The 25,624-nt window shown below is 36.3% G+C and carries 27 protein-coding genes and 1 tRNA gene; 14 read left to right on the forward strand and 14 right to left on the reverse strand.

Features of this window, described 5'->3' with window-relative positions; all coding sequences use genetic code 11:
• Positions 1-25 precede the first annotated feature (25 nt).
• The 8 genes from H0S70_RS12305 to H0S70_RS12340 all read left to right on the forward strand — a co-directional run bounded on the left by H0S70_RS12305 (position 26) and on the right by H0S70_RS12340 (position 6,703).
• On the forward strand, positions 26-2,563 hold the full coding sequence (locus tag H0S70_RS12305) for a BamA/OMP85 family outer membrane protein (protein WP_188321009.1): 2,538 nt from the start codon (positions 26-28) through the stop codon (positions 2,561-2,563).
• Between the two features lie 11 nt (positions 2,564-2,574).
• Positions 2,575-3,204, forward strand: coding sequence for an OmpH family outer membrane protein (locus H0S70_RS12310; protein WP_188321010.1), 630 nt, complete (start codon positions 2,575-2,577; stop codon positions 3,202-3,204).
• 36 nt (positions 3,205-3,240) lie between these two features.
• Positions 3,241-3,735: an OmpH family outer membrane protein gene (locus H0S70_RS12315; RefSeq protein ID WP_123249533.1), complete on the forward strand. Its 495-nt coding sequence runs from the start codon at positions 3,241-3,243 to the stop codon at positions 3,733-3,735.
• A gap of 61 nt (positions 3,736-3,796) precedes the next feature.
• Complete coding sequence (locus H0S70_RS12320; protein WP_123249532.1) at positions 3,797-4,285, forward strand: acyl-CoA thioesterase; 489 nt, start codon at positions 3,797-3,799, stop codon at positions 4,283-4,285.
• Positions 4,285-5,148, forward strand: coding sequence for a dTDP-4-dehydrorhamnose reductase (gene rfbD / locus H0S70_RS12325; protein WP_188322244.1), 864 nt, complete (start codon positions 4,285-4,287; stop codon positions 5,146-5,148). Before H0S70_RS12320 ends, rfbD begins: the two co-directional genes overlap by 1 nt.
• Entirely contained in the window at positions 5,145-5,825 is a 681-nt protein-coding gene (locus tag H0S70_RS12330) for a hypothetical protein (protein ID WP_228453745.1), read from the forward strand. Before rfbD ends, H0S70_RS12330 begins: the two co-directional genes overlap by 4 nt.
• Positions 5,826-5,873: 48 nt before the next feature.
• Positions 5,874-6,593 carry a bacillithiol biosynthesis deacetylase BshB1 gene (gene bshB1, locus H0S70_RS12335; protein ID WP_188322246.1) on the forward strand — a complete coding sequence of 240 codons (720 nt, stop codon included), beginning with the start codon at positions 5,874-5,876 and terminating at the stop codon, positions 6,591-6,593.
• Positions 6,594-6,627: 34 nt separating this feature from the next.
• Positions 6,628-6,703: transfer RNA gene (locus H0S70_RS12340), tRNA-His, on the forward strand.
• 102 nt (positions 6,704-6,805) lie between these two features.
• Here the strand turns inward: H0S70_RS12340 and H0S70_RS12345 are convergent.
• Together H0S70_RS12345 and H0S70_RS12350 are read right to left on the reverse strand one after the other, a co-directional pair.
• The gene (locus H0S70_RS12345; protein ID WP_031501346.1) at positions 6,806-7,141 is read right to left on the reverse strand and encodes a DUF3276 family protein; all 336 of its coding nucleotides are present in this window, start codon (positions 7,139-7,141) and stop codon (positions 6,806-6,808) included.
• Between the two features lie 114 nt (positions 7,142-7,255).
• On the reverse strand, positions 7,256-8,917 hold the full coding sequence (locus tag H0S70_RS12350) for an ABC transporter ATP-binding protein (protein WP_188321011.1): 1,662 nt from the start codon (positions 8,915-8,917) through the stop codon (positions 7,256-7,258).
• A gap of 158 nt (positions 8,918-9,075) precedes the next feature.
• Between H0S70_RS12350 and nusB the strand changes: the two genes are divergently transcribed.
• The 3 genes from nusB to yajC are packed head-to-tail and all read left to right on the forward strand — an operon-like array spanning position 9,076 to position 10,818.
• Positions 9,076-9,981 (forward strand): transcription antitermination factor NusB, encoded by a 906-nt coding sequence (nusB, locus tag H0S70_RS12355; protein WP_188321012.1) that lies wholly within the window; start codon positions 9,076-9,078, stop codon positions 9,979-9,981.
• A 12-nt stretch (positions 9,982-9,993) separates the two neighbouring features.
• Complete coding sequence (locus tag H0S70_RS12360) at positions 9,994-10,470, forward strand: DUF1573 domain-containing protein (RefSeq protein WP_188321013.1); 477 nt, start codon at positions 9,994-9,996, stop codon at positions 10,468-10,470.
• 18 nt (positions 10,471-10,488) lie between these two features.
• Positions 10,489-10,818 (forward strand): preprotein translocase subunit YajC, encoded by a 330-nt coding sequence (yajC, locus tag H0S70_RS12365; RefSeq protein WP_088263507.1) that lies wholly within the window; start codon positions 10,489-10,491, stop codon positions 10,816-10,818.
• A 64-nt stretch (positions 10,819-10,882) separates the two neighbouring features.
• Here the strand turns inward: yajC and H0S70_RS12370 are convergent, their stop codons facing one another.
• The 4 genes from H0S70_RS12370 to H0S70_RS12385 form a co-directional block, all read right to left on the reverse strand.
• Complete coding sequence (locus H0S70_RS12370; RefSeq protein WP_123249526.1) at positions 10,883-12,571, reverse strand: putative transporter; 1,689 nt, start codon at positions 12,569-12,571, stop codon at positions 10,883-10,885.
• An 87-nt stretch (positions 12,572-12,658) separates the two neighbouring features.
• Entirely contained in the window at positions 12,659-13,939 is a 1,281-nt protein-coding gene (locus H0S70_RS12375; protein ID WP_188321014.1) for a DUF2851 family protein, read from the reverse strand.
• 36 nt (positions 13,940-13,975) lie between these two features.
• Complete coding sequence (gene bshA, locus H0S70_RS12380; protein ID WP_123248881.1) at positions 13,976-15,121, reverse strand: N-acetyl-alpha-D-glucosaminyl L-malate synthase BshA; 1,146 nt, start codon at positions 15,119-15,121, stop codon at positions 13,976-13,978.
• 12 nt (positions 15,122-15,133) lie between these two features.
• Positions 15,134-16,852: a glycoside hydrolase family 3 protein gene (locus tag H0S70_RS12385; protein WP_188321015.1), complete on the reverse strand. Its 1,719-nt coding sequence runs from the start codon at positions 16,850-16,852 to the stop codon at positions 15,134-15,136.
• Between the two features lie 185 nt (positions 16,853-17,037).
• Between H0S70_RS12385 and H0S70_RS12390 the strand changes: the two genes are divergently transcribed.
• From H0S70_RS12390 to deoD, 3 genes are all read left to right on the forward strand, one after another.
• A complete protein-coding gene (locus H0S70_RS12390; protein WP_188321016.1) occupies positions 17,038-18,219 on the forward strand; it encodes an IS4 family transposase in 1,182 nt (393 codons plus the stop codon).
• Between the two features lie 82 nt (positions 18,220-18,301).
• Positions 18,302-18,805: a hypothetical protein gene (locus H0S70_RS12395; protein ID WP_088263510.1), complete on the forward strand. Its 504-nt coding sequence runs from the start codon at positions 18,302-18,304 to the stop codon at positions 18,803-18,805.
• Between the two features lie 151 nt (positions 18,806-18,956).
• Positions 18,957-19,664: a purine-nucleoside phosphorylase gene (gene deoD, locus H0S70_RS12400; protein ID WP_123248884.1), complete on the forward strand. Its 708-nt coding sequence runs from the start codon at positions 18,957-18,959 to the stop codon at positions 19,662-19,664.
• Positions 19,665-19,704: 40 nt separating this feature from the next.
• Here the strand turns inward: deoD and ribA are convergent, their stop codons facing one another.
• The 8 genes from ribA to dut form a co-directional block, all read right to left on the reverse strand.
• Entirely contained in the window at positions 19,705-20,319 is a 615-nt protein-coding gene (ribA, locus tag H0S70_RS12405) for a GTP cyclohydrolase II (RefSeq protein WP_188321017.1), read from the reverse strand.
• A gap of 8 nt (positions 20,320-20,327) precedes the next feature.
• On the reverse strand, positions 20,328-20,798 hold the full coding sequence (locus tag H0S70_RS12410) for a hypothetical protein (protein ID WP_123904139.1): 471 nt from the start codon (positions 20,796-20,798) through the stop codon (positions 20,328-20,330).
• Entirely contained in the window at positions 20,779-21,405 is a 627-nt protein-coding gene (locus H0S70_RS12415; RefSeq protein WP_188321018.1) for a DUF4254 domain-containing protein, read from the reverse strand. The genes H0S70_RS12410 and H0S70_RS12415 overlap by 20 nt, the downstream gene beginning before the upstream one ends.
• A gap of 12 nt (positions 21,406-21,417) precedes the next feature.
• A complete protein-coding gene (locus tag H0S70_RS12420; protein WP_088263512.1) occupies positions 21,418-21,621 on the reverse strand; it encodes a Sec-independent protein translocase subunit TatA/TatB in 204 nt (67 codons plus the stop codon).
• Positions 21,622-21,654: 33 nt separating this feature from the next.
• Positions 21,655-23,238: a peptidoglycan DD-metalloendopeptidase family protein gene (locus H0S70_RS12425; protein WP_188321019.1), complete on the reverse strand. Its 1,584-nt coding sequence runs from the start codon at positions 23,236-23,238 to the stop codon at positions 21,655-21,657.
• Entirely contained in the window at positions 23,235-24,029 is a 795-nt protein-coding gene (locus H0S70_RS12430; protein ID WP_188321020.1) for a DUF4292 domain-containing protein, read from the reverse strand. Before H0S70_RS12430 ends, H0S70_RS12425 begins: the two co-directional genes overlap by 4 nt.
• Before the next feature lie 91 nt (positions 24,030-24,120).
• Positions 24,121-25,149 (reverse strand): sugar phosphate nucleotidyltransferase, encoded by a 1,029-nt coding sequence (locus H0S70_RS12435; protein ID WP_188321021.1) that lies wholly within the window; start codon positions 25,147-25,149, stop codon positions 24,121-24,123.
• A gap of 41 nt (positions 25,150-25,190) precedes the next feature.
• Positions 25,191-25,622, reverse strand: coding sequence for a dUTP diphosphatase (gene dut / locus H0S70_RS12440; protein ID WP_188321022.1), 432 nt, complete (start codon positions 25,620-25,622; stop codon positions 25,191-25,193).
• Positions 25,623-25,624 lie beyond the last annotated feature (2 nt).

Raw genomic sequence — 25,624 nt, forward strand, 5'->3', positions numbered from 1 at the left:
AAAGAAAAGTTAGCAAGATAAAAAAATGAAGTTTAAACTATTACCCATCATCATGTTTGTGGCTTCGGCACATTTCTATGGTCAAATCACTCCCGAGCAGCAGACACAGGATAATAATCCTGTATACGCTCAAAACGAAGCAGGAACCTACATCTTAAAAGATATTGTAGTAGATGGCGTAAAAAAATATACCCCAGCGCAAATCCTTCGGTTTACCGGCCTTAATAAAAATGAAAGCGTAGAAATACCTGGGCAGAAAATAAGCAACGCCATCAAAAAACTTTGGGAAACTCAATCTTTCTCTGAAGTGGAGGTTTATGTTCAGAGTATTGAAGGGGAGCAGGTTGTGTTGAGATTTAACTTGCAAGATCTTAAAGATTTAGGTGAAGTAAAATTTACCGGAAAAGGAATCGGTAAATCCAAAAGCGAAAAACTCGCCAAAGATAACAACCTGAAACCTGGAACTAAAATTACCCAAAACCTTATCTCAACTCTGAAAACCAATATTCCGAAAGAATACATCAAAAAAGGTTTTGCCGATGCAAAAGTGACTATTCAGGATAAAGTAAATGCAAAAGATCCGGAATTGGTGGACTGGACCATCAACGTAGAAAAAGGTAAAAAGGTGAAAATCAGCCATATCGAGTTTGAAGGAAACCAAAATGTTTCCGACAGTAAACTTCGCAAAAAGGGTTTCAAAGACACCAAACAGAAAAGATTTGGTATTAAGGGTATTTTGAAGCCATCCAAATTTATCCAAGAAAAATACGAGGAAGACAAAGGCAACCTTATCAATTATTACCGTTCTTTAGGTTTTAGAGATGCGAAAATCGTATCCGATTCTGTCTGGAGAAATTCTAAAAACCAATATGAAATTAATGTAAAACTTAACGAAGGTAAAAAATATTATATCGGCGACATTAATTTCCTTGGCAATACTGCATTTTCTACCGATTATTTGCAAAAAAAATTAGGTTATAAAACCGGTGATATTTATGATGCCGTAGGCTTTAATAAAAAAGTTGGCGAAGATGGCGGTAAAGAAGATGATTCCGATATCAAGTCCACTTACATGAACAACGGTTACCTTTTCTCTACTGTAACGCCAATAGAAAAATCAGTAACAGGAGATTCAATTAATCTCGAGATACGCATCAACGAAGGTGAAAAAGCAACCTGGAACCGCGTAACATGGAGTGGAAACACGACCACGCATGATCACGTGATTCTTCGTGCATTAAGAACAAAACCAGGAAGTTTATTTGCGAAAAGCGACATTAAAAGAACCTATTTCGATTTGGCCGGAATGCAGTTTTTCGATCCTCAGCAAATCGGACAAAATATTTCCCCGAATCCCCAAGATAACACGGTAGATATTCATTGGACTTTGGTAGAGAAAGGTTCTTCACAAGTGCAGCTTCAGGCTGGATACGGTGGAGGATCTTTCATCGGAACTCTGGGACTTACTTTCAATAATTTCTCTTTGAAAAATTTCTTGAAATTTAAAGATTTCAAACCAGTTCCTCAAGGGGACGGACAAACATTATCCATACAGGCACAAGCCGGACAGTATTTCCAGAATTATGGGATTTCGTTCACCGAGCCATGGTTGTTTGGAACAAGACCAACAGCACTTTCAGTGGGGGTTAACCAATCTTTGTATAGATATACCGATCAATATGGTGAGGCGCAAAAATTAAACATTTTCTCCGCAAGTGTTGGTTTAAATAGATTATTAAGATGGCCGGATGATTATTTCTCGCTTTATACCGGAATTCAGTATCAAAGCTATGATTTCAGTAATTATCCGTTCCAATTTGGAAATACGACAGAATATAATGGCTCTGCGAAAAACTTTAGTTTCAACGTGGGATTAAGCAGAAATTCTGCTGGTTTGGATCCGATTTTCCCAACCCAAGGTTCCAATTTGGAAGCTTCTGTGAAGTTTACGCCGCCTTACTCGCTTTTCAGCGATAAGGATTATACCAACATGAGTGCTATTGAAAAATACAAATGGTTGGAGTTCTATAAAGTTAAATTAAAAGCGGACGTTTATAATACGGTTGTTGGAAAATTGGTTCTTAGAAGTACTGCCGAAATGGGTTTCCTAAATGGATACAACAAAGAATTAGGAGCACCACCTTTTGAGAGGTTCTACGTTGGTGGAACCGGACTTTTGGGCGGAAGATACGACGGCCGTGAATTGGTACCACTTAGAGGTTACGAAGACTCCTCTTCAACCGGTGGCGAAATTGATGATGTTACGCCTTATGGTGGAGCTACAATTTATAACCGATTTGCTATGGAACTTAGATATCCAATCTCGATGAACCAAACTGCGAAAATTTATGCACTTTCTTTCTTGGAAGGAGGGAATGCTTGGAATTCTTTCGGAACTTATAATCCATTCCAGTTGAAACGTTCTGCCGGTGTCGGAATTAGAGTGTACATGGGAGCTTTCGGGTTAATTGGATTTGATTTTGCTTATGGATTCGATAAAACAATTTTAGGAACCGAACCAGCCGGTTGGAAAACACACTTCCTAATGAATCAATCTTTATAAAAAGTATAAAAATGAAACAGATTAAATTACTCGCAGCTCTTTTCATTTTGTTTTCAGGCTTCATCAATGCTCAGAAAATTGGAGTCGTGGATACAAACTATATCCTCAGCAAACTTCCCCAATATAAAGATGCGGAAAGCCGCCTAAATGAGCAAATTAATGGTTGGCAAACAGAAATCCAGAATTTGCAAACAGAACTTGATAAGAAAAAAGCACTTCTGGAAAACGAGCGGGTACTTTTAATCGGTGATCAATTGAAGCAAAGACAAAAAGAAGTGGATGATCTCGACAAGAAGATCAAAGGTATGGTGAATAACCGCTTTGGTTCGATGGGAGAACTCAACAATGCAAGAGCAAATCTTACCAAGCCTTTTCAGGATCAAATTTGGAATGCCATTAAGACCGTTTCAGAGAAAAATAGTTTAGGCATCATTCTTGATAAAAGTAACAACATCAGTGTTATTTTTCTTGAAAAAAGATATGACTATACAGATAAAGTATTAGATTTGTTGTTGAAAAATTCAGGCAAAAAAACAACTGAACAACCAACCAAATCAGGCAGTAACGTAAGAGATCAAAGACCAAGCAAAGGAGTGCAAAAATTAGATGCTCCAGCTGAAACAAGACGAAAAACAAATTAAAAATTTAAAATAACAATAAATTATTCTATCCCAATTATGAAAAAATTAAGCGTATTATTTGCAGCAGTAATGATGTTCGTAACCGTAGGAACGGTAAGTGCACAAAAAGTTGCATCTATGGATTATGAAGCAGTTTTATCTGCAATGCCAGAAACTAAGAAAATGACCACAGATCTAGATGCTTTCAGCAAAACTAAAGGTGATGAACTGAACAAACAAGCGGAAGCTTTCCAAAAAGAAGTTCAACAATACCAAGTTGAAGGAGCGAAATTAACCGAAGCTCAGAGAAATGCGAAAGAAGCTGAATTGCAGAAAAAACAACAAAACTTGCAACAACTTCAGCAAACTGCTCAAAATGATCTTGCTACAAGAAGAGACACTGCGGTAAAACCAATCATTGAAAAATTGAACAACGCAGTAGAAAAAGTAGCTAAAGCAAACGGTTTCGATTTTATCATAGATTCTACGGCATTAATCTACAAAGCAGGTCCGGATGCAACTCCATTAGTTAAAAAAGAATTAGGTCTTTAAAATCCATTTCATATAACCAAAACCATCCTCTAATTCGGGATGGTTTTTTTAATTTTGTAAAATGCAAAAAGAAATTTCATCCATAGAAAAAGTACGCTTCAGCGACTGTGATCCAATCGGGCATCTCAACAATGTCAAATACCTGGAGTATATGTTGAATGCAAGGGAAGACCACGTGGAAAGCGGCTACGGTTTTACTTACGAAGAATATACCAAAAGAACAGGTTGTACTTGGGTTACCATACAAAACGAAATTGCTTACCTGAAAGAAGTGCGATACAACGCAAAAGTGATGATCACCAGCAAAACAATTGATTTGGGAGACCGGCTTTCGAAAGTGGAAATCCTAATGAAAAGCGAAGATGGAAAAACCATTCATAGCGTCCTTTGGCTTACTGTGATTTATTTCAATATGAAAACCCGTTCATCAGAATCGCATCCGGAAGATACCAAAGAACTCTTCCAGAATTTTTTGGTAAATTTAGAGGAAAAAGATTTCCAAACCAGAGCCGCAAACCTTAGAAAACAAAACAAAGAAGCATCAAAATGATAAAAAAAATACTCGTCATCGGCGGAAATGGACAGTTAGGAAATTGTTTCCGAAAGTTGGCGCCAGATTTTGAAAAAGAATTTGAATTTAATTTTACAGATTCCTCAACGATTGATATTACTAATGAAGATCAGGTTTCTGAATTCATTAATGATTACCAACCCGATTTTTGCATCAATGCTTCGGCTTACACCGCAGTTGATTTGGCTGAATCTGAAACCGAAAAAGCGTATGCTGTCAATGCAGATGGTGTTGCGAATTTAGCGCAAGCTTGCAAGGAAAATAATGCGGTCCTCATTCATATTTCCACCGATTATGTTTTCGATGGGGAAAGCAACATTTCTTATTCTGAAGATAATTTTACCAATCCGAAAGGCGTGTATGGAGCTTCAAAACTGAAGGGTGAAGAGATCGCATTGGAAATTTGGCCGAAAACAATTGTCATTCGAACTTCTTGGCTGTATTCCGAGTTTAATAAAAACTTTGTGAAAACCATGCTCAATTTGTTTTCTTCTAAAAATGAATTGGGGATTGTAGCAGATCAATTTGGTCAACCAACCAACGCTAATGATTTGGCGGAAGCAGTGATGAAAATTATCAAAACCGAACAAAAAATCTACGGAGTTTATCATTTTTCCAATTATCCGGAAACAAACTGGTTTGGTTTTGCAAAGAAAATTGCTGAGTTTTCCGGTTCTTCAATAAAATTAAATGCAATTACAACGGAGCAATTTCCAACACCCGCAAAAAGACCTAAAAGAAGTACAATGGCTTTAGATAAAATCGAGAAAAATTTCGGAATTGAACCTAAACATTGGGAAAATTCTCTGCAAGAATGTATCGAAATCCTTCAAATATCATGAAAAAACATATAGCGATCTTGCTGATGATTTTCAGCCAAATTCTTATGGGGCAAAACGTCTTATTTAACAAAGTAGTGAAAACCCATTCCAATTACGACAAAATATTCTATAAAATCAATCCCGAATTAGGCAATTCTGAATATCTCGCAGAGCTTGAAGTTCAAGGTTTCTCGGATGATGATCCTAAAGTTTTCGGAATGATTTATAAAAAAGCAAAGGAAGTTGGAGCCAATGCTTTCTCTTTTCAACCTTTTGAAACCATAGAAGAAGCTGGAGCCCAAAAATTCGATCCAGCGCACTATAAACTGAATTTGTACTACGTAAATCCGGAAAATTTCCCAAAGGAAAATAACGTTGTTTATTTCTTTGCTTCGCCTTACAAAACGCAAAACATTGCATTGAATAATGTAAATGTCGTTTTTGAGCCGAGAACTTTTACCAAAAAAACACTCAATATAGGAGAGGTTTTTTCGGTTTCTACCAAGAAACTTTTGGGGGCGTCTATCAAACTTTCCGGGCAAGAAAATCAGCCGGTTCAGCATTATCAGTTTTCTGCTTTTTCGGTGAATTCTAATCCTTACGGAACCGCCGGAATCAACTTGAAATCTGGTGATATCACGAGGTTGGAACGTTCTTATGCCGATTTTTTATCCGTGGTTTACCAAGAGTTTAAATAGCTGCTGTATTTTAATTAAAAATCGCAGTTTTAGTATCTTTGCAAAATGATAAAAGTAGATGTTTTAGCAATAGGAGCGCATCCTGATGATGTAGAATTGGGTTGTGGAGGAACTTTGGCTAAGCTGATTTCTGAAGGAAAAAAGGTAGCTATCGTTGATCTTACCCAAGGTGAACTCGGAACTCGTGGAACCAATTTTACCCGTGCGGAAGAAGCAGCCGAAGCTGCAAAAATTTTAGGGATTTCCGCGCGTGAAAACCTGAAAATGAAAGACGGTTTCATCCAAAATTCTGAAGAATACCAGATGAAAATCGTGACGATGATTCGTAAATACCAACCGGAAATTGTTCTTTCCAATGCGATCGATGATCGTCATCCGGATCATGCTAAAGCTTCCAAATTGGTCTCCGATGCTTGTTTTCTTTCTGGTTTGGTGAAAATTGAAACCGTTTTGGAAGGCAAAAATCAACAACCATGGCGACCGAAACATATTTTCAACTATATTCAGTGGAAAAACATTACGCCGGATTTTGTGATTGATATTACAGATTTCATGCAGAAAAAGATTGATACTTGTTTGGCATACAAAACACAGTTTTACGATCCAAATTCCACGGAACCAATTACTCCCATTGCAACGAAGGATTTTTTGGAAAGTCTTACTTACCGCGCGCAGGATTTGGGCAGATTGTCCGGAGTTGAATTCGCAGAAGGATTCACGACAGAAAAATTAATCGCTCTGAAAAATTTCGACGGAATAATTTTGTAATTTCTGGAAAAGCTTTATATTTGCAACCTCAAACGGTGATTGTAGCTCAGTTGGTTAGAGCGCCGGATTGTGGTTCCGGAGGTCGGGGGTTCGAGACCCCTCATTCACCCACTTTAAAACGCATTGATTTTCAATGCGTTTTTTTTATTATCAATGATATTTTTATCGTCATTACAAAAAAAGCATCCCGTAAAGGATGCTTTTTGATTTATTTAAATTTCTTCGTCAGAATCAATCGTGAAGGATTTGCTTTTGAAATCTTTATCGTGTCTTTCAGAGATCACGTCTTCGCCCTTTTGGCTGATGATAAAGTCTGTAGATTCTTTAAACATTTCTTCGAAACTCTTGAAATCCTCTTTGTAAAGATAGATTTTATGCTTTTCGAAAGTCGCTTCCCCGTTTTCTCCAAAGTTTTTCTTGCTCTCGGTGATCGTAAGATAGTAATCTCCTGCTTTTGTCTCGCGCACATCAAAGAAATATGTTCTTCTTCCTGCTTTTAACACCTTAGTGAAAATTTCGTTTTCGTGGCGTTCCTTGTAATCACTCATTTGTATATATTTTTTGAAATCTTAGTATAACAAATATAAAAGATTTCTTTTAAATGCAAAATAAAATTTTAATTTTTTGCTATAAAATTGTAATATCAATAACGATTCTGCAATTTATGCAGAGATTTCGTTTTCTATTTCGGTGAGATTCAGTATTTTATCTGCGCGTTTTGCGCTGCTCTCCCGATGGGTAATGATAATCGAGCTGCTTTTCTGGATTTCGTTTTCGATATTTTGAAGGATATTTTCCTCGGTTTCGGTATCTAAAGCTGATAACGAATCATCAAAAATAAGAATCTTCGGCTCTTTTATCAGGGCTCTAGCGATACAAATTCTTTGTTTTTGCCCGCCGGAAAGCATTACTCCTCGTTCTCCAACTAAGGTTTTGTATTGGTCTTTAAATTCAATAATATTTTTATGAACATCCGCTTTTTTTGCAAATTCTTCAACCAGTTTTAGATTAGGTTTGTCAATCGCAAATCCAATGTTGTTTTCGATGGTATCTGAGAAAAGGAAACTTTCTTGCGGTATGTATCCAATGTGTTTTCGGTAATTTTCCAAGTTGTGATCCTTAAGGTTTATCCCGTCAATAAGGATTTCTCCCTCGGTAGGATCGATTAATCGGCAAAGTAAAAGTGCAATCGTGGATTTTCCGCTTCCGGTTTTTCCCATAATTGCGAGAGATTTGCCAGCTTCTATTTTGAAACTTAAATTATCCAACGCTTTTATTCCGGTATTCGGATATACATAAGAAACGTTGCGAAACTCGATTTCACCGTAAATTGGATAATTTTCGTGATTGGTATTGATGATATCGGTTTTCATATCCAAAAACTCATTAATTCTCGCCATTGAAGCTTCCGCACGTTGATTCACCGAGGTTACCCAACCTACCATGGAAAATGGCCAAATTAAAATGTTAATGTAAAGAAAGAAATCCGCGATTTTCCCTACAGAAAGCTCATTGTTCAAATATTTTTGACCACCAATAAAAAGAATCACCACATTGAGCAAACCGATTACAAACAAGATAATCGTGAAGAAATAGGCTTCTGTTTTAGCAAGATCCAGAGCTTTGTCCTGATAATCTCTTACTTTAATTCCATAGTTTTTCTCAATATATTTTTCTTTCGCAAAAAATTTCACCACCCGAATTCCCGAAAAACTGTCTTGCACAAAGGTCGAAATGGCAGATTGGCTTTTCTGCATAATTTTCGATTTGTGATTGATAATCGAGCTTACTTTATAAATTACAAATGAAAGAATCGGCAACGGAACAAGCGACCAAAGCGTCATAGAAACATCGGTTTTCAGCATATAAATACTGGTGATGATGAGTAAAATAAGGAGATTCACCACGTACATAACGCCGGGTCCCAAATACATTCTTACCGCAACTACATCTTCACTTAAGCGGTTCATCAGGTCGCCGATCGTAGTTTTCTTGAAATCGGTGAGCGACAATTCTTGGTAGTGATTATAAATTTTATTTTTCAGTTCATACTCGATTCTTCGAGATGCTACGATGATGGTTTGGCGCATCATAAACGTGAAAAATCCGGTAAGCAAAGAGGACACAACGATAATTGCTACATAAAACAAAACCTGTTTGTTGAAACCTAAATGGGTCGTTTTCGAAATTTCATCAACTGATTTTCCTACAAACTGAACTTTGTAAATGCTGAAAAAATTACTGGCTATAATGAAAATAAATCCCCAAAACAAGAGTATCTTGTGTTTCCAGAAATAGGGGTTCAAGGTTTTTAGTGCATTCATAATGGGCTTTCTACATTACTTTTTCGGAACAAATAAGTTCGGATACAAAAGTAATAAAATGTAAATGGATTCTTTGTATTTTATTGTTTAGAATGCAAATTGGCTCGAAAGAGTTTGCAAAAAAATGCTATCTTTGCACTCATATAAAGCTCTTTGAAATGTTAGGAAGAAGACAAATTCGTGAAAAAGTTGTAGAATCGGTATATTCTTATTCTCAAAATCCTATAAAATTTGATGTTGTTGAGAAAAATATGTTTTCTGAAATCGAGAAAATATATCATCTCTATATTTACCAACTCAATTTTTTGGTTGCATTGAAACATTTAGCCGAAAAACAAATTGAAATTGGGAAAAACAAATACATCAAAACAGATGATAACATTAATCCTAATCAAAAATTTATCAATAATCAGGTTCTGAACAAAATAGAAGAAAACAACGAAAGACTTTCTTTTACTTCAAAACATCAGGAATTGAAATGGGAACTCCATGATGATTTATTGGTAAAAACTTTCCAAAGGATGACTGCCGGGAAAAGATATCAGGATTTTATGAAAGAAGAGAGCTATTCTTTCGAAGAAGATCAAAAATTTATCGGAAAATTATTCCTACGTTATATCGCTGAAAATGAAGATTTTCATGAGCATTTGGAAGAAAAAGAGATGAGCTGGGCGGATGATTTTCACATCGCTAATTCGATGATCCAGAAAACCATTGGTTTCTTCAAAGAAGATGAGCCAAGTCATACTTTGATCAAAATGATTAAAGATGAAGCGGACAGCGAATTCGCTCAGAAATTACTCAGACAAACCCTAATCCACTTCGAAGAATCCGAAAAGAAACTGAAAGATAAACTTGAAAATTGGGATATTGAAAGAGTTTCCTTAATGGATAAAATTATCTTGATTATTGCCATCACCGAGCTCGATTATTTCCCCCTTACTCCGACCCGAGTAGTGATCAATGAATATATCGAAATATCCAAAGTTTTTTCAACTGATCGGTCCAACATCTTCATCAATGGAATTTTAGATAAATACACCAAAGAATTGAACAGAAATTAATAAAATTTATTTATGAAAAAATTAGTAAGAATATTACCGCTTGTAGCTTTTTTAAGCCTTGCTTCCTGCAAAAAAGATCAAAAAGCAGATCAATTAATCACTGAAGATCAAACTGCTGCACCTGCACCAGCGGCACCAACTCAGGAAGAATTAGTGAAAGAAGCGCAGGCAAAACCTTTAACAACTGTTGCGCTTTCGGAATCTGATTTCGATTTCGGAAAAATTAAAAAAGGAGAACATGTAGAACATGTGTATGAAGTAACCAATACCGGTACCAATCCTTTGATCATTTCTCAGGTGAAACCTGCTTGTGGCTGCACCATTCCGGATTATACCAAAGATCCAATTTTACCAGGACAAAAAGGAAAAATCACATTGAAATTCGATTCTACTAATTTTGATGGACTGGTTAATAAGCAGGCTGAAGTATACGCTAATGTAGAAAAAGCACCAATCATGTTGACTTTTTCAGCGAATATCCAACCATAATTTTATAAGTAAATAACGATGATTACAATATTTTTACAGGCAGCTTCTCCGGAAGGATCGATGATGCCAACCATGATCATGATGGGACTAATGTTCGTTGGATTTTATTTTCTAATGATTCGTCCGCAGATGAAAAAAGCTAAGCAGGAAAAGAGTTTTCAAGAAACTTTAAAGGTGGGCAGCAGAGTAGTAACCACCTCCGGAATGCACGGTAGAATCGCCCAAATCCAAGAAGATGGAGTGGTGATCGAAACGCTTTCAGGGAAATTGAAGTTTGAGAAAGCTGCAATTTCAAGAGAATTTACACAACAGCGTTTTCCGGATTCAGCACCGGACGACAAAAAATAATTCTTAGAAGTACAATAGAAAAGCAACCTGAAAATGGTTGCTTTTTTTTGTTTAAAATTTTAATTTAGCTAAAAATCAAAATCAAAAGACTCGCCACGAAAATCCTAAAAATAGTTACCAAAGGATAAACCTGCGCATAACTTTGAATAGGAATATCGGAGTCTAAATAATTGGTACTGAATGATAAAGCTGCCGGATCGGTATAGCTTCCACTCATAATTCCTGCGAGTTGCAAGTAATTGATTTTCATAAAAAAATGTCCGATAATCACCATAAAAATTAGCGGGATAAAAGTAATCGCAGAACCAAAAAGAAGCCAGTTCCATCCGTTATATTGTATAAAATTTTCGTAGAAACCTTCTCCTGCGTGGATTCCTACAGCCGCAAAGAATAAACAAATCCCGAAATCTTTCATGAAATAAATCGCTCCGTTATTGATATAGGAATGAATGAAAGAAATTCCGCCGTATCTCGAAATCAAAAGTGCAACGATGAGTGGTCCTGCAGCAAATCCCAGTTTTATAGGAACCGGTAAACTAGGGATAGCAATTGGAATAGAGCCCAGAATAATCCCTAAAAGTAAACCTCCGAAAAGGGAAAGAAAATCGGGTTCAAGCAGTTTTTTCTCAGAGTTTCCAATGATTTTTTCAACTTCTTCAATCGCTTCCAAAGAACCAATTACTCTCAATTTATCTCCATAAAAGAGCTCCAAAGAAGGTCGAGGCAAAATTTCCCGACCTGCCCGGAAAACGCGTGTTACTTTCAGATCATAGGTGTTGTATAGATCGAGTTGAGATAGTTTTTTATGAATGGCCGATGGTCTGGTGACAAAAATATTTTTCTGCTGAATGTAAGAATCAGATTCAATAAATAAATCGGTTGATGGACGGCCAATTTTTGCAATAAATTCATCCAGATCGTCTTCTAAGCCAACAATCATCAATACATCTCTATCTTGAACCTTGGTATCTAAAGTTGGAGATAGTACCGCTTCGCTACCGCTGTGTTTCAGCCGAGAAACTACAATATCACGACCGAATTCTTTGATTATTTGATGCAAAGTTTTTCCAAAATATTCAGGATTTGTCACCCGCAATTTCTTGTGAATTAATGGTAATTCTTGGTTGATTTTTGATTTCCTGAACTTCTTCATTTCTTCATTATTATCAATTTTCAATAATATTTTAGAAAGAATAATTGCACTGATAATCCCGAAAACGCCTAAAGGATATGTAATGGCATAGCCAATTGCCGGATCATCGAAATTACGGTCGGGGAAGGTGTTTTTGATTTCTTCAATTGTATTTTTAGCAGCTCCTAAACCCGGAGTGTTCGTTACAGAACCGCTCATAATTCCAACTAAATTTTCGATTTTCAAATCTGTAAATTTGAAAAGAATGATGGTAATGATTCCACCGAAAAGTACCGCAGAAACAGCCAGAAGATTAAATTTCAAACCTTCGTTTCGAAAAGAAGAGAAAAATGAAGGACCAACTTGTAAACCAATTCCATATACGAAGATAATCAAACCGAAATCCCGAATGAAATCCAAAATTCCGGGTTGTATTCTGTAGCCGAAATGTCCCATCAACAAACCGGTAAACATCACGGCTGAAACTCCGAAAGTAATCTTGCCCAGCTTTAGTCGTCCAAAGAAAATTCCTGCACCAATTGCAAGGATGATGGCAACAATCGATTGGGTAACATTCGGATTTTCAATCGGGAGGAGGAGCGTTTTTAACCAGTCGAACATAGCAACCTATTTTTATACAAAATTATCACTAAATTTCCAGATAAACAGAGCTATCGAAGTGACGTTTGTCACAATTTAATATTAATATTATTTAATATTGTCGGATTCTGCTTTTAGAAGCTGAAATCCGATTCCGCAATTTAAGCAGTTTTTTTTCTCGCAAAAAGTCTTGTAATGATAGAGTATCGCTTGGCTTTCCAAGGCGTTTTCAATCTTCATATTAAGATTTTTCCAACCATCAATTACCGTGTTTTTTTCTGAGGGAATTTTTTGGTAAAATTCAAGAATTTCATCAGTTATTCCTTCGTGGAAATGCTTGTGATAGGTGTATTTTAAAGGCAAAACAGCATTAAGCAAAATAATGTTTTTGAAATCTTCTGTCAAAAATTTTTCACCTGTAACGGAAGATGTTTTCCCGAAATTGAAACGTGAATTCCAATATTCACTGGCTTTTACGGGCTGAAAAACATCGTCGATTTCTTTTTTGCTTTTTGCGGAAATCAGTTTCGAGAACAAATTCTGATTGAGATGGTAGAGTGATGCGAGTTGTGAAAGACGAATGGTAGGAAAATTCGGAGGCCGCAATCTAGAAAATTTCGGAAAACTCCGAAGATCGGAAAGTGCATATTTCGATTTCAGAAAATCGAATTCGCGTTTCCATATTTTGATTTGTTCGTCTTCCGCATTTTCCAACCAGCCGCACATTCCGAAAAAAAGAGCTTCCAATTGGAGCGGGTTTTGTCGAATTTTGTTGATAACCGAAAAGTCGATATTTTCTGCCATTTGGCGGAAAATTGGTGCGTTCACTTTCAAACCGAAAGCGTACGCCAAATTTTGAAAAAGAACGGCTTCGTAATTGTTCTTATTTATTTTCAACGCTTCTTCTATTTCGGTAGATTTTTCATCAAGTTTTTTCAGAAGAGTTTCTTCCGCAAAATAAAAGGGAATTTTTTCGGGTGAAATAAGCGCTTCACACGGAATAAATTGATTTTCTTTTAGCAAAGCTTCATATTTCCACAGCAGTTTTTCGTCGATATAATCCTTCAAAACCAAAGTGTGAATATTTTTTTGATGAAGTTCCTCAACTTCTACATCATGAATGTAAACTGCATGCAAAATCAGATTCTCGAATTCGGGATTTCCAGAATGTTGGTGAAAAATATAATCGGAAGATTTTACATGAAGTTCAATATTTCCGGCCAGAACCAGATCTTTGGTTTTAATTTTTCCACATAAAAAATCCGGCCCGGAATTGAAATTCCAAGTTCCGAAATCAAGAATTTCAACCGGATTTCCTTCCACATCTTTGAAATCAAAATTCTTGAAAATCTTGAAATTCCAAAGATATTGAAGGAGTTTTTCGTTCATGATTAACGGCTGAGTCGGATTAAATTTTTTTAAAACTTATGCATCCTGTAAATTTTTAAATCGATAAAGTGTTTCTTCGTACATCTTCTCGTAAATTGGCAAAATATTCTTTATATCAAATTTAATGGCTTGTTTTTTTGCATTAATTTTCATCTTTGCAAGAAGCTTTTCATCGCTCAGAAGCTTTATCGTATAATTACTCATGGCTTCAACATTGCCTATTTCGGCTAAGTAACCGGTTTCTCCCTGGATGTTGACTTCGGGGATTCCGCCAGCGTTTGAGCTGATGACCGGAGTGTTTGCAGCCATTGCTTCCAAAGCGGCTAAACCAAAACTTTCTTGCTCGGAAGGAAGTAAAAAAACATCAGAAAGCTGTAGGATTTTATACAAATCATTCACTTTTCCTAAAAGCCTAATTTTACCAATTAATTCTGGATTTTCTTCCAAAAACTGATTGATCTTTTCCATATCCGGACCTTCGCCGATAATCACTAATTTGGATTTTATTTTTTTATGGACATTTTTAAAAATTGCCAAAACTTCTTCGATTCGCTTTACCGGACGAAGATTCGAAACGTGGATGAGGATTTTTTCGTCATCATTTGCAAATTGGTTTCTATCGCAATTCACACATTCATCAAATTCAGAATTATCGATGAAATTGGTAATGACTTGGATGTCTTTTTTAATATTGAAAAATTGTAGGGTGTCTTTTTTTAAGCTTTCAGAAACTGAAGTGATGGTATCTGATTGATTGATAGAGAATTCCACCGCGTGTTTGTAGCTCGGATGTTGTCCTACCAAAGTGATATCGGTTCCGTGGAGTGTGGTAACCAGAGGGATATCTTTACCTTCAACCTTAAGCATTTGCTTTGCAGTGAAGGCCGCATAGGCATACGGAATTGCATAATGAGCATGCAAAATATCGAGTTTGTATAAATTTACAACTCGGTAAATCATCGATGATAGTGCAATATCATACGGCTGATACTGGAAAAGCGGATAAGTCTGCACATTTACTTTATGAAAAAAAATATTTGGATTGGTAATATCGAGCCGAGCCGGAAGTGCCGAGCTGATGAAATGTACTTCGTAACCTTTGTTGGCAAGCGACATGCCCAGTTCAGTGGCTACAATTCCACTACCGCCGTAGGTCGGATAGCACAAAATTCCTATTTTCATGTTCTTTTAATTTTACTTATTAAGTTGATGTGTTGATGAAAGATTCAGGTCTATTCCTGCGCCGGGTTTTAGCTGATTGTTCACCAAAACCGGCAATCTGCCAGAAATTGGAGATTTTCCATTTAAGGATTTTGCTGTTGCTTTCATCGAATCATCATTGTTTTCGTATGCTACTACAACGGTAGAAATTTTGGTAATATCAAGGTCTTTCAAAGCATATGCAGAGCCAAAAACATTGAGAATAATTTTTTGATTTTTACTTAATTCTGCCAAGATTTTCTTGCTGTTTTCTGAAATTTTATATGGTTTATAAGCGGTTGAATTGTCTTTGTGTAATCCAACGATGATCTTAGAATTTGCAGGAATGGTCGCAATTTCTGAAGCTTTTTTCACAATAACCGTCGTATTTAAATTTAATTGATTGGTGAAAGTTTCAAATGGAGCTTCTTCCAGAGGAACGTAATAATAAGTTTCTTTGCAATTCAGCGGAAGTAGTTTTTGCTCATCTTTAACTAAGGTTAAAGCGTTGCTATAAAGTTTTTCTACTAATTCTTGATGAGATTTATTATTGAGATCTTCGTTGATGTTTTCTGGATTTCGTGGTTGGTAATTATTTAAACCAAGAAAATATTTGGTCAAAAGAATCTTTTTTACACTTTCTTCCACACGGTTCTGTGATATTTCTTTGTTATCAATTGCCAATTGAATTAGGCGTTTTCCTTCCTTCACTCCATCGGAAAAAAGCATGATGTCGTTTCCGGCTTTAAAGGCAAGAGCGTCCAATTCTCCGGGTTTGTAGCGTTTTGCAACAGCGCCCATATTCAGAGCATCCGTAATGATCAAACCTTTGTAGCCTAATTTTTCTTTTAAAAGTCCGGTGACGATGTTTTTGGAAACCGAAGCAGGAACTCCTTTTTCTTTTTCTAAAGCAGGGACGTATAAATGAGCAACCATTACGCCGCCAATTCCTTTATCCATCAATGCTTTGAATGGCGCTAGCTCTACAGAATTCAGTCTGTTGAGATCATGAGAAACCACCGGCAAATCGAGGTGAGAATCAGTATTGGTGTCGCCATGACCCGGGAAATGTTTAATCGCTGCTAAAATTTTATTATCCTGTAATCCGTTGGAATAGGCCAATGCTGAATTTACAACATTTTCCACTTCGGACCCGAAACTTCTGTTTCCGATAATTGGATTTTCCGGATTGGTATTTACATCGACAACTGGGGCAAAATCCCAGTTAATTCCCATTCTTTTACAGTCCTCCGCAATTTTTGCGGCCATTTCTTTAATTAAATTTTTATCTTGAATGGCACCTAAAGTCATCGCCCACGGAAATTTATGTGCCGTTGCAATTCTTTGGAAAAGTCCCCATTCTGCATCCATGCCGATCATTAAAGGAACTTTGGATGTTTTCTGAAATTCATTAACAAGATTAATTTCTCTCGCGGCATCATCTTGCATTAAAATTAAGCCTCCGATTTTCTCGTTGGTTACGATATTTCGCACATTGTTGATGTAATCTTCACCTCGGTTGGTGTATAAGGCGACGATGAATAGTTGTCCCAGTTTTTCGTCTTGTGAAAGGGAATTATAGATTTTGTCTACCCATTCGTTAGCTTTTTTCAGGTCTTCTTTGCTGAGATTTTTCGGTTGGTACTGAGCAGTGATTTTTAAAGAAAAAACCAAAATAATGAGGCAGGTGATTTTACTATTTATATTTTTCATTATCCAAACTATGATGTACAACAAAAATACAATTTTTAAAACTTAAGTTTTTAAATTTAATGGCATGCATCTTGAGATATTTTCAACAATTAAAAATTTATCAATAGCGTCCTAAATAAAAAAAATAAGAAGGAATTAGAGTAACTCAAAGTACCTTTGAGGTTGCACAACAAAAAAACCTTCTTATGGACTCAAAATTAACATTATTTTCTCAGATTATTTCAAAAATAGACCGAGTAATTTTCAAAAAAATAGTCAAAGAAAAAAAGACCGATTACCGAAATAAAGGATTCGATAGTTGGACCCATTTAGTTTCTATGCTTTTCTGTCATTTTGCGAAAAGCACCTCGGTACGGGATATTTCCAATGGACTTCGTAGCGCAACGGGCAACCTCAATCATTTAGGAATAAAAACTGCACCTTCCAAATCTTCCATCAGTTACCAAAATGGGAAAAGAGATGCAGACTTGTTCAAAGATTTGTATTTCATATTATTAGAACATTTAGGACAGCACACCAAACAAAAACGAGTAAAGCTGAAAATAAAAGTTCCCGTTTATCTATTAGATTCCACTCTTATTTCCCTGTGTCTTTCTTTATTTGATTGGGCAACGTATCGCACTAAGAAAGGAGCTGTAAAGATGCATACCTTGCTTGAATACGATGGGAAACTTCCGGTTTATGTGAATATTACCAAAGGAAGCGTTGCGGATAATAAAGGGGCTGAAAACATTCCCTTAGAGAAAGGTGCGGTGATTGTAGCCGACCGTTTTTACAACGATTTTCCGATGCTTTCTATTTGGGACAGCAAAGGTGTTTTTTTTGTAATCAGGCATAAGGAAAACCTAAAATTTGAAACTTTACAGGAACGAGAACTTCCACCAAAAGGAGCGCAAAACATTTTGAAAGACGAAGACATAATCCTTTCAAACCCTATTTCAAAAGAAAAATACCCTAAAAAATTAAGAAGAGTGGCGGTTTGGGACGATGAAAACAAGCAAACTATCGAAATTATCACCAATAATTTCACTTGGGCAGCTTCCACCATTGCAGAACTGTACAAACAAAGGTGGCAGATTGAGATTTTTTTCAGAGACATCAAGCAATTGCTTCATATCAAAACATTTATCGGAACATCTGAAAATGCAGTTAAAATACAAATTTGGACGGCTCTAATTACCATTCTTATCCTAAAATACCTAAAATCAATCGCAAAATATCCTTGGCAATTATCAAATCTAGTAGCATTTATCCGACTGAATATTTTTGTGAAAATTAATCTCCAGTATTGGCTCGACAAACCTTTTGACCAACCACCTGAATCTCAAAAAACATATTATCAAGGGGTTCTTTTTGAAAATCTATAGAAAATTCCGCTTAAAGCCTATCTATATGTGCATAAAATATATCTGTTTTTTTATTTAGGACAGTATTGAAAATTTATATAAAATGAAAAAGTATTTTACAATATTGCTTTTGGCAATTTTCGGATTTGTAGCGGTAAGCTGCGACGATAATAGAAACGACAACGTAGTGGGCGACGGCGACACTTATTCAGTAATGAAAGATGTTACCGGCACTTTGAGCAGTGGGAATAATTATACACTTTCACAGGGGATCAATATTGCAAGTTCCGATGTAGTATTGGTTTACCGAGATATCAATTCAAATACTTCTTCTTCAGCAGTATGGCAACTTCTTCCAAAAACAGAATATTTGAGTGGCGGAAGAGAATTGGATTACAACTTCCTTTTCGATGCTGCTAATGTGGAAATATACACCGAAGCCAACTTCGATCAAGCTACTTTTACAACTGCGGAAGCAAATCAGTATCTGAATAATCAAAGATTCAGAATTGTTTTGGTACCGGCTTCTGCTGGCAAAAACACCAATGTTAACTATAGCGATTACCAAAGTGTAATTAAGTATTACAATATTCCGGACAGAAAATAAGTTTTTTGTTTTGAATTAAAGTAACGAAGCCACCTTTTTTCAGGTGGTTTTTTTTATGATTTATACCGTGAATTTGCAAAAATGTGAGTCGAAAATTTCGAGTTTCTGTAGAATTTCTTACATTTAAAACTGGATTTAAAATTAATAAATTATGAGCGTTCATATCGCAGCGAATAAAGGAGAAATTGCTAAAACTGTACTGCAACCGGGCGATCCTTTGCGGGCAAAATACATTGCTGATAACTTCATGGAAGAAGTAAAATTGGTTAGTCAAACCAGAAATATTTTTTATTATACCGGACTTTATAAAGGAAAAGAAATTTCAGTAGGCGCTAGCGGTATGGGAATTCCGAGTATTGGGATTTATTCTTTTGAGTTATACACGGAATATGAAGTAGATACCATTATCAGAATCGGAACTTGTGGTGCTTACAATACAGATTTGAAACTTTTTGATTTGCTAAATGTAGAAAATTCTGCGAGTGAATCTACCTATGCTAAATTCGCTTGGGGCATAGAAGAAGAACTGATCAAAAGCCAAGGGAATGTCTTCGACAACATTAACCAAACGGCAGAAAAATTATCACTGAAGATTCAACCAACCAATATTCACACGAGCGATATTTTTTACAGAAAAGACGAAGATCTTCCTGCAATTGCAACCAAATACAACTGTTCTGCTGTAGAAATGGAAGCTTTTGCTTTGTTTGCCAACGCACAATATTTGGGAAAAAATGCGGCGACAATTCTTACCGTTTCAGATGTAATTCCAACCCGTGAAAAAATCTCCTCAGACGAAAGAGAAAAAGCATTGAAACCAATGATCGAATTGGCTTTGGAGACAGCTTTGCAATTTTAAAATCTAAATTTAAACTTAAAAATAAAAACGCTTTGAAAAATCAAAGCGTTTTTTTATCGGGGTCTGTTTTGTCTATCAGAAGGTGACCAAAATAATCTTTTTTTACTTTTAGATAGCTTTCACTTTCTTTAGTAGCGGTTATTTGCAAAGGAATACGTTTATTTAAAATGACATTGCTGTTTTCCACAATTTTCATTTTTTCCGGATTATTCGTGAGGAGGTTGATTTCTTTCACTTCCAATAAATTAAGGATTTCAATTGCAGCTGAAAAATCTCGGTCATCAGCAGGAAGTCCTAATTTCAAATTGGCTTCTACAGTATCGAATCCTTGTTCTTGTAAAGCATAAGCTTTCAATTTATTGATGATTCCTATATTTCTTCCTTCTTGTCTTAGATAAATGATGATTCCTCCATTTTCATGCATGAATTCCATCGCTGCATCCAACTGTTGTCCACATTCGCATTTTTTGGAATGAAAAACCTCGCCGGTAATACATTCTGAATGGAAACGAACATTGACGGGTTTAGAGAAATCGGTGTTTTCAGCAATAATTGCCATGTGCGGCATCCAGTCGCTTTCTTGTTCAGAAAATGCAATCATCCGGAAGTTCCCGTATTCTGTGGGAACGTTGGCCTTCGCTTGAATTTTTAGCATGGAAAATTTTAGTTTTTAGGGGAAGTAGAAAGTGAATCTTGTGGAATATTATTATTGATCAAAGTCATACTCGTTTTGATACGAACCAAATATCGGTTAAGAACCTCGTCATCATCCTGATTTAGGTATTTCCTGAGTTTTTGAAGTTTCTTGTACGATTTTTCAAATTTTCGGTGCGAGGAATCCAATTGAGTTAAATTGTAAGATTTCATCGCGATGATGTATTCTTTAAGATGATATTTCAGATTGGAAACTTCAGCATTCACAGCATCGTTTCTTAGCTTAGGAAAACTAGAAATTAAGTTCGAGATTTCGGATGAATGTACGATTAAGATTTTCTTTTGGTCAAAGGAATAGGGAATAGCGTTTTCACTTAATTGCGAAGCGTTATCACCGATCGGTGAAAGATTCATCTTCTCTACTGAACAGGATGATAATAAGAATAACAATAAAACGAAACTAAGATTTAGTTTGGCCATTTTTTACATTTTGATACAAGACCGGATTAAGATTTTCATCATTATACATTTTCATTTGTCTGTAAACTTTCATCTTAATCTTACCGTTCTCAATATCAAGCAGCAATTGGTCGATAGCTTCAAAGAGATCCTTTTTTTGTTCCAACAGTACATTGAGTTTTGCTGTACAATTGTTTCTATGCTCTTCACTTGCTGATTCTCTGTTGGCCTCTAGAGACATGTGATAAACTTTCAGTGCCAAAATCGAGAGGCGGTCTACAGCCCATGCAGGAGTTTCGCTATTGATTCTTGCATCATGATTGGGCGTCACATTACTGTATTTTTGTAGGAACCAAGTATCAATATATTCTACTAAATCAGTTCTTTGCTGATTGGAGGCATCAATTCTTCTTTTTAATTTTAGCGCTTCGGTTGGGTCTATATTTTCATCACGAATGATATCTTCCAGATGCCATTGAACGGTGTCAATCCAGTTTTTAGCATACAAAAGTCGTTCCAAACTATCATTTTGGAATGGGTTATTTATCGGAGTATCAACTTGGTCTTTTTGGTGATAGTCGTAAATCGATTGATTGAAGATTTCCCAAGCGCTATTCGAAAAACTCATAAACCTCAGAAATTAGTTCGTGGCATTTGTGTTATTCTTTGGCTCTTCAGATGGTTTTTTGTCATCTTCTTTTACTGCATCTTTAAATTCTTTGATGCCGGAACCTAAACCTTTCATCATTTCTGGGATTTTTTTTCCACCAAAAAGAATGAGTACAATAACTGCAACGATTAATAAATGCTGCCAAGAAAGTGCCAATATAGTAAGTGCTTCCATTTTTAAATTTTGTGCAAAGTTAATTTATATTTTTTAATTCACCCAACCCAAAGGATCTACTGGATTGGTACCGTTCCAAATTTGAAAGTCTAAGGTATAGGTCCCGTCAAAATCGGTTCCAACGCTACCGATAGGAGTACCGGCCGATACTTGCTGATTTGCGCTTACCATTGTGTTTGCAAGGTTGGCGTAGATGGTAAAATAATCACCATGTTTCACGAAAACCATTTTAGTGCCGTCCCCAGAAGCTACCACACGAGACACAGTTCCAGGTGCGATACATTTTGCAACCGTTCCTTTAGCAACCGCGATCTTAATTCCGTTGTTTTCTTCAATAATATTTTTAAATACCGGATGTGGCTGTCGTCCGAATCGGTGGGTAATCGTTCCGTAAGCCGGCATTCCCATTTTTCCGCGATTGGCAGCGAAGTTATTACCAACGGCGCTCGAAACTCCATAATTGGTCATCGCTTTGGTTTCAGCAGCTTTCTTTTCAGCTTCGGTTTTTTTGGTGAGCGACGCCTCGGCGGCTTTTGCGTTTGCAGCTTTTTCTTCTGCGGCTTTTGCTTTTGCAGCAGCTATTTCAGCTTCTTTAGCAGCGGCAATTCTTCTGTTTTCCGCTTTTTCGGCATCAGCAGCTCTTTTAGCATCTTCATTTTTCTTAGCATCGGCGGCTGCAGCTATTCTGGATCGTTCAGTTTCTTCTGCTGCTTTTCTTTCTGCAATATCTTTCAAACGTTTAGCTTCTTCGTCGGCGCGTTTTTTCTCTAATGCGAGAGCTTCTAATCTAGCTCTGTTTTCGGCCTCGATTCTTGCTTTTTCTTTTTCAGCAGCTATTTTTGCTAACCTTATTTTTTCGGCTTCGGCTTTCTTGCGCTCTTCTTCCTTGGCTTTTGCAATCCGTATTTCCTCTGCAATGATGGATCGGATTTGGCCTTCAAGTTTTTTCGATTCAACTTGTTTTTGCTTCAGTTCAGCGGTAAGTTGGGCTTCGTTTTTCTTGAATTCTTGCAGAAGATTTTCCTTTTGTTTTCTTTCGGCTTCAATTGTCAAAAGGTCTTTTTGTTGATTGGCAAGCAATACTTCTTTATCCTTAACTGATTTTTGTTTAAGGTTGATATTCTGCAGCAATTGTTTTGCAGCATCAGAAATTTCCGCCGCTTTTTTATCCTGATAATCAGAATAATCTTTTAAATATTGAACTCTTCGTAATGCTTCTCCCAAATTTTTCGATGATAAAATAAAGGTTACTTTGTTTTGTACCCCTTTATTTTTGTAGGCCTTTACTAAAACTTCTGCGTAATTTTTTCTTAAAACTGCCAATTCCCGATTCTGTCTATTGATTTCTAACTGACGAAGATAGATGTCGTCCTCAATGAAGCGTTTTTCTTTTTGGGTATTGGTGTAAACTTTTTCGCGCAGCTGGATTTTCTTTTGAACTTCAGTTAGATAAGCCACCGAAAGTTTTGATTGCTGTTGGGTTTTTGCCAAATTTGAATTGATGGCAGCAATCTGTTTTTTGAGTTCAGCATTTTGCTTTTGAAGTTGTTCCTTTTTTTGGGAAAATAACATCCCAAACAAAAAAAGTCCTATTAAAAAGCTCAGTTTTTTAATCATTTGATCTCTGTTTTCGTATAATTACTGGGAACTGAATACGGAGTATCCATTTTCGAACTTTCAAATTTCGTGTTTTCAAGTAGAATTTGGCTTGTTTTTGAACCTTTTATAATTATTTTAACATTTTTTGGGAATTTCGTTCCTTCTACATTAATCCAATCGGAATAGGTGATTTCCAACTGATCTGCGGTGTTGATGTTTTTTAAATTAACTTTAGATAAATCAAAATCATTAGTATAATCCATCGAAACCGTGTATTCAGAAACTTTTCCATCGCTGGTGAATTTTAAGTTTTTGGATGAGGCTACGTTGTAACCTTGCAAATTTTTAGTTAAAACAAAATCCTTTTCATTGACCGGAATAAAGGTTTTTCCCGTCAACAAATTCTGTAATGAACGGAAATCAATAAAATTAACATTCAGTAAATTGTTCAAGTAAGAAAAATCGGACTCTATATAGGTTTTGTTCCATTTTTCGTAACCTTTAATTCCTTCGGGTGTAGCAATTCCGCGCCCTACATTCAGGAAAACAGCAACCAGGTTCATCCAGATTTTTTGCCCGTTTTCGATGTAAATTGTGGCGTCCAAAGTTGGGATAAAACTTCCTGTTTCAACGTTTACTCTGGAGTTGATTTTCACCTGTTCAAATTTTGGCTTTTCAGTGATTTTATCGAAAAATGCTGCGTTTGAAGAGATGGGTGATGTTGTACTCGTAGGTTGGTTAAGAACTGTTTTAGTTTTGCAGGAAACTACAAGAAATGCACTCAGTAGGACTATGATGTGTTTTTTCATATTAAAATTTTACTTCAGAACTTTGCAATATTAACGCCAAACCACACAAATTGTTTTGTGTGGCTAGTTGTATACCGTTATTAGTGGTGGTTTAATTACTTTCGCTTTTTGATAGGAAATCGAGAACGGAATAATCTCCCAATGAAATTTCACGGGCAACTCCGAAGTATTGTGCGGAATTTCCGATCATGGAATTACTGAGATTTCCGTGGTCAATTAATGTGTTTTCTTGAATTAGCGAATTGTCAATATTTGAATTGATGATTTTCGTGTTGTTTCCTAAAGAAACACAAGGTCCGATTTTCGAGTTGTAAATTTCCACATTTTCACCAATAAAACATGGCGGAATAATCATGCAATTTTCAATTTTCGCTGATGCTGGATAGTGGGCAACATTCTCTTTTTCGTAGTTCAGAACTTTTCCGTTGGTTTCTACAGTGGCATTTTTGTTTCCGCAATCCATCCAATCATCTACTTTTCCAAGCGAGAATTTCGCTCCTTTTTGGCGAAGGTTTTCCAATGCGGTAGTCAATTGATATTCACCGCCTTGTTTAATGTCATTGTCCATGATGTAATTAATCTCATCCATCAATTTTTCTGCAGAATTAAAATAATAAATTCCAATAATCGCTAAATCAGAAACAAAAGTCTTTGGCTTTTCAACGAAATCGGTGATGAATCCGTAATCATCGAGTTTTACAACGCCAAATGCGGATGGATCTTCCACTTTTTTCACCCAAATTACACCATCTGAATTTTTATCTAAAATAAAATCAGCTTTAAATAAAGTATCGGCAAATGCAACGACAACATCGCCTTGCATGGATGCTTCTGCACATTTTATTGCATGTGCGGTTCCCAGAGGTTCGTCCTGAACATACACACTTCCTTTTGCACCCAATTTCTCAGCAATTTCTACCAAAGATGCTTCTACTTCCGGCCCGAAATCTCCAATAATAAAGGCGATTTCATCAATTTTTTCACCTGCCACTTTTGCTATATCTTCTACCAATCGCTGTACAATGGGTTTTCCTGCGATAGGAATTAATGGTTTAGGAACGGTAAGTGTATGTGGTCTTAATCGGGAGCCACGTCCTGCCATGGGAACTATAATTTTCATATGAATGTTTTTTTACAACTTATATTAATACTGTGTTGGTTTTATTTGGAAGTACTTCCGAATCCACCGGCACCGCGATCTGTTTCGGTAAGATGCTGAGCTTCGTCCCAAACGGCAGTTTCGTGTTTTGCAATCACCATTTGGGCAATTCTGTCGCCATCATTGATCATAAATTCGTCGGCTGACAAATTTACTAAAATAACTCCAATTTCGCCTCGGTAATCCGCATCAATTGTTCCGGGAGAATTCAGTACGGTAATTCCATTTTTTATGGCTAAACCACTTCTGGGGCGCACTTGTGCTTCGTAACCTTCAGGGAGCTCAATAAATGATCCTGTGGGAATCAGCTTTCTTTCAAGACTTTTTAAAACAATAGATTCCTCGATGTTGGCATACAAATCCATTCCGGCTGAAAGTGCGGTTTGGTATTTTGGTAAAGGGTGTTTGGACTTATTGACGATTTTTATTTTCATTA

It is taken from the genome of Chryseobacterium manosquense, from assembly GCF_014623485.1.
Lineage (GTDB): Bacteria > Bacteroidota > Bacteroidia > Flavobacteriales > Weeksellaceae > Kaistella > Kaistella haifensis.

What these genes read in the sequence shown, in the direction of transcription:
- H0S70_RS12310 (WP_188321010.1), top strand. Translation starts at nt 2,575, where the DNA reads ATGAAACAGATTAAATTACTCGCAGCTCTTTTCATTTTGTTTTCAGGC.
- H0S70_RS12420 (WP_088263512.1), bottom strand. Translation starts at nt 21,621, where the DNA reads ATGGAAGCACTTACTATATTGGCACTTTCTTGGCAGCATTTATTAATC.
- H0S70_RS12395 (WP_088263510.1), top strand. Translation starts at nt 18,302, where the DNA reads ATGAAAAAGTATTTTACAATATTGCTTTTGGCAATTTTCGGATTTGTA.
- H0S70_RS12435 (WP_188321021.1), bottom strand. Translation starts at nt 25,149, where the DNA reads ATGAAAATTATAGTTCCCATGGCAGGACGTGGCTCCCGATTAAGACCA.
- H0S70_RS12345 (WP_031501346.1), bottom strand. Translation starts at nt 7,141, where the DNA reads ATGAGTGATTACAAGGAACGCCACGAAAACGAAATTTTCACTAAGGTG.
- dut (WP_188321022.1), bottom strand. Translation starts at nt 25,622, where the DNA reads ATGAAAATAAAAATCGTCAATAAGTCCAAACACCCTTTACCAAAATAC.
- H0S70_RS12315 (WP_123249533.1), top strand. Translation starts at nt 3,241, where the DNA reads ATGAAAAAATTAAGCGTATTATTTGCAGCAGTAATGATGTTCGTAACC.
- H0S70_RS12430 (WP_188321020.1), bottom strand. Translation starts at nt 24,029, where the DNA reads ATGAAAAAACACATCATAGTCCTACTGAGTGCATTTCTTGTAGTTTCC.
- H0S70_RS12350 (WP_188321011.1), bottom strand. Translation starts at nt 8,917, where the DNA reads ATGAATGCACTAAAAACCTTGAACCCCTATTTCTGGAAACACAAGATA.
- H0S70_RS12410 (WP_123904139.1), bottom strand. Translation starts at nt 20,798, where the DNA reads ATGGCCAAACTAAATCTTAGTTTCGTTTTATTGTTATTCTTATTATCA.
- H0S70_RS12425 (WP_188321019.1), bottom strand. Translation starts at nt 23,238, where the DNA reads ATGATTAAAAAACTGAGCTTTTTAATAGGACTTTTTTTGTTTGGGATG.
- H0S70_RS12330 (WP_228453745.1), top strand. Translation starts at nt 5,145, where the DNA reads ATGAAAAAACATATAGCGATCTTGCTGATGATTTTCAGCCAAATTCTT.
- H0S70_RS12360 (WP_188321013.1), top strand. Translation starts at nt 9,994, where the DNA reads ATGAAAAAATTAGTAAGAATATTACCGCTTGTAGCTTTTTTAAGCCTT.
- H0S70_RS12385 (WP_188321015.1), bottom strand. Translation starts at nt 16,852, where the DNA reads ATGAAAAATATAAATAGTAAAATCACCTGCCTCATTATTTTGGTTTTT.
- H0S70_RS12305 (WP_188321009.1), top strand. Translation starts at nt 26, where the DNA reads ATGAAGTTTAAACTATTACCCATCATCATGTTTGTGGCTTCGGCACAT.
- H0S70_RS12390 (WP_188321016.1), top strand. Translation starts at nt 17,038, where the DNA reads ATGGACTCAAAATTAACATTATTTTCTCAGATTATTTCAAAAATAGAC.
- yajC (WP_088263507.1), top strand. Translation starts at nt 10,489, where the DNA reads ATGATTACAATATTTTTACAGGCAGCTTCTCCGGAAGGATCGATGATG.
- bshA (WP_123248881.1), bottom strand. Translation starts at nt 15,121, where the DNA reads ATGAAAATAGGAATTTTGTGCTATCCGACCTACGGCGGTAGTGGAATT.
- deoD (WP_123248884.1), top strand. Translation starts at nt 18,957, where the DNA reads ATGAGCGTTCATATCGCAGCGAATAAAGGAGAAATTGCTAAAACTGTA.
- H0S70_RS12370 (WP_123249526.1), bottom strand. Translation starts at nt 12,571, where the DNA reads ATGTTCGACTGGTTAAAAACGCTCCTCCTCCCGATTGAAAATCCGAAT.
- nusB (WP_188321012.1), top strand. Translation starts at nt 9,076, where the DNA reads ATGTTAGGAAGAAGACAAATTCGTGAAAAAGTTGTAGAATCGGTATAT.
- H0S70_RS12415 (WP_188321018.1), bottom strand. Translation starts at nt 21,405, where the DNA reads ATGAGTTTTTCGAATAGCGCTTGGGAAATCTTCAATCAATCGATTTAC.
- H0S70_RS12375 (WP_188321014.1), bottom strand. Translation starts at nt 13,939, where the DNA reads ATGAACGAAAAACTCCTTCAATATCTTTGGAATTTCAAGATTTTCAAG.
- H0S70_RS12320 (WP_123249532.1), top strand. Translation starts at nt 3,797, where the DNA reads ATGCAAAAAGAAATTTCATCCATAGAAAAAGTACGCTTCAGCGACTGT.
- ribA (WP_188321017.1), bottom strand. Translation starts at nt 20,319, where the DNA reads ATGCTAAAAATTCAAGCGAAGGCCAACGTTCCCACAGAATACGGGAAC.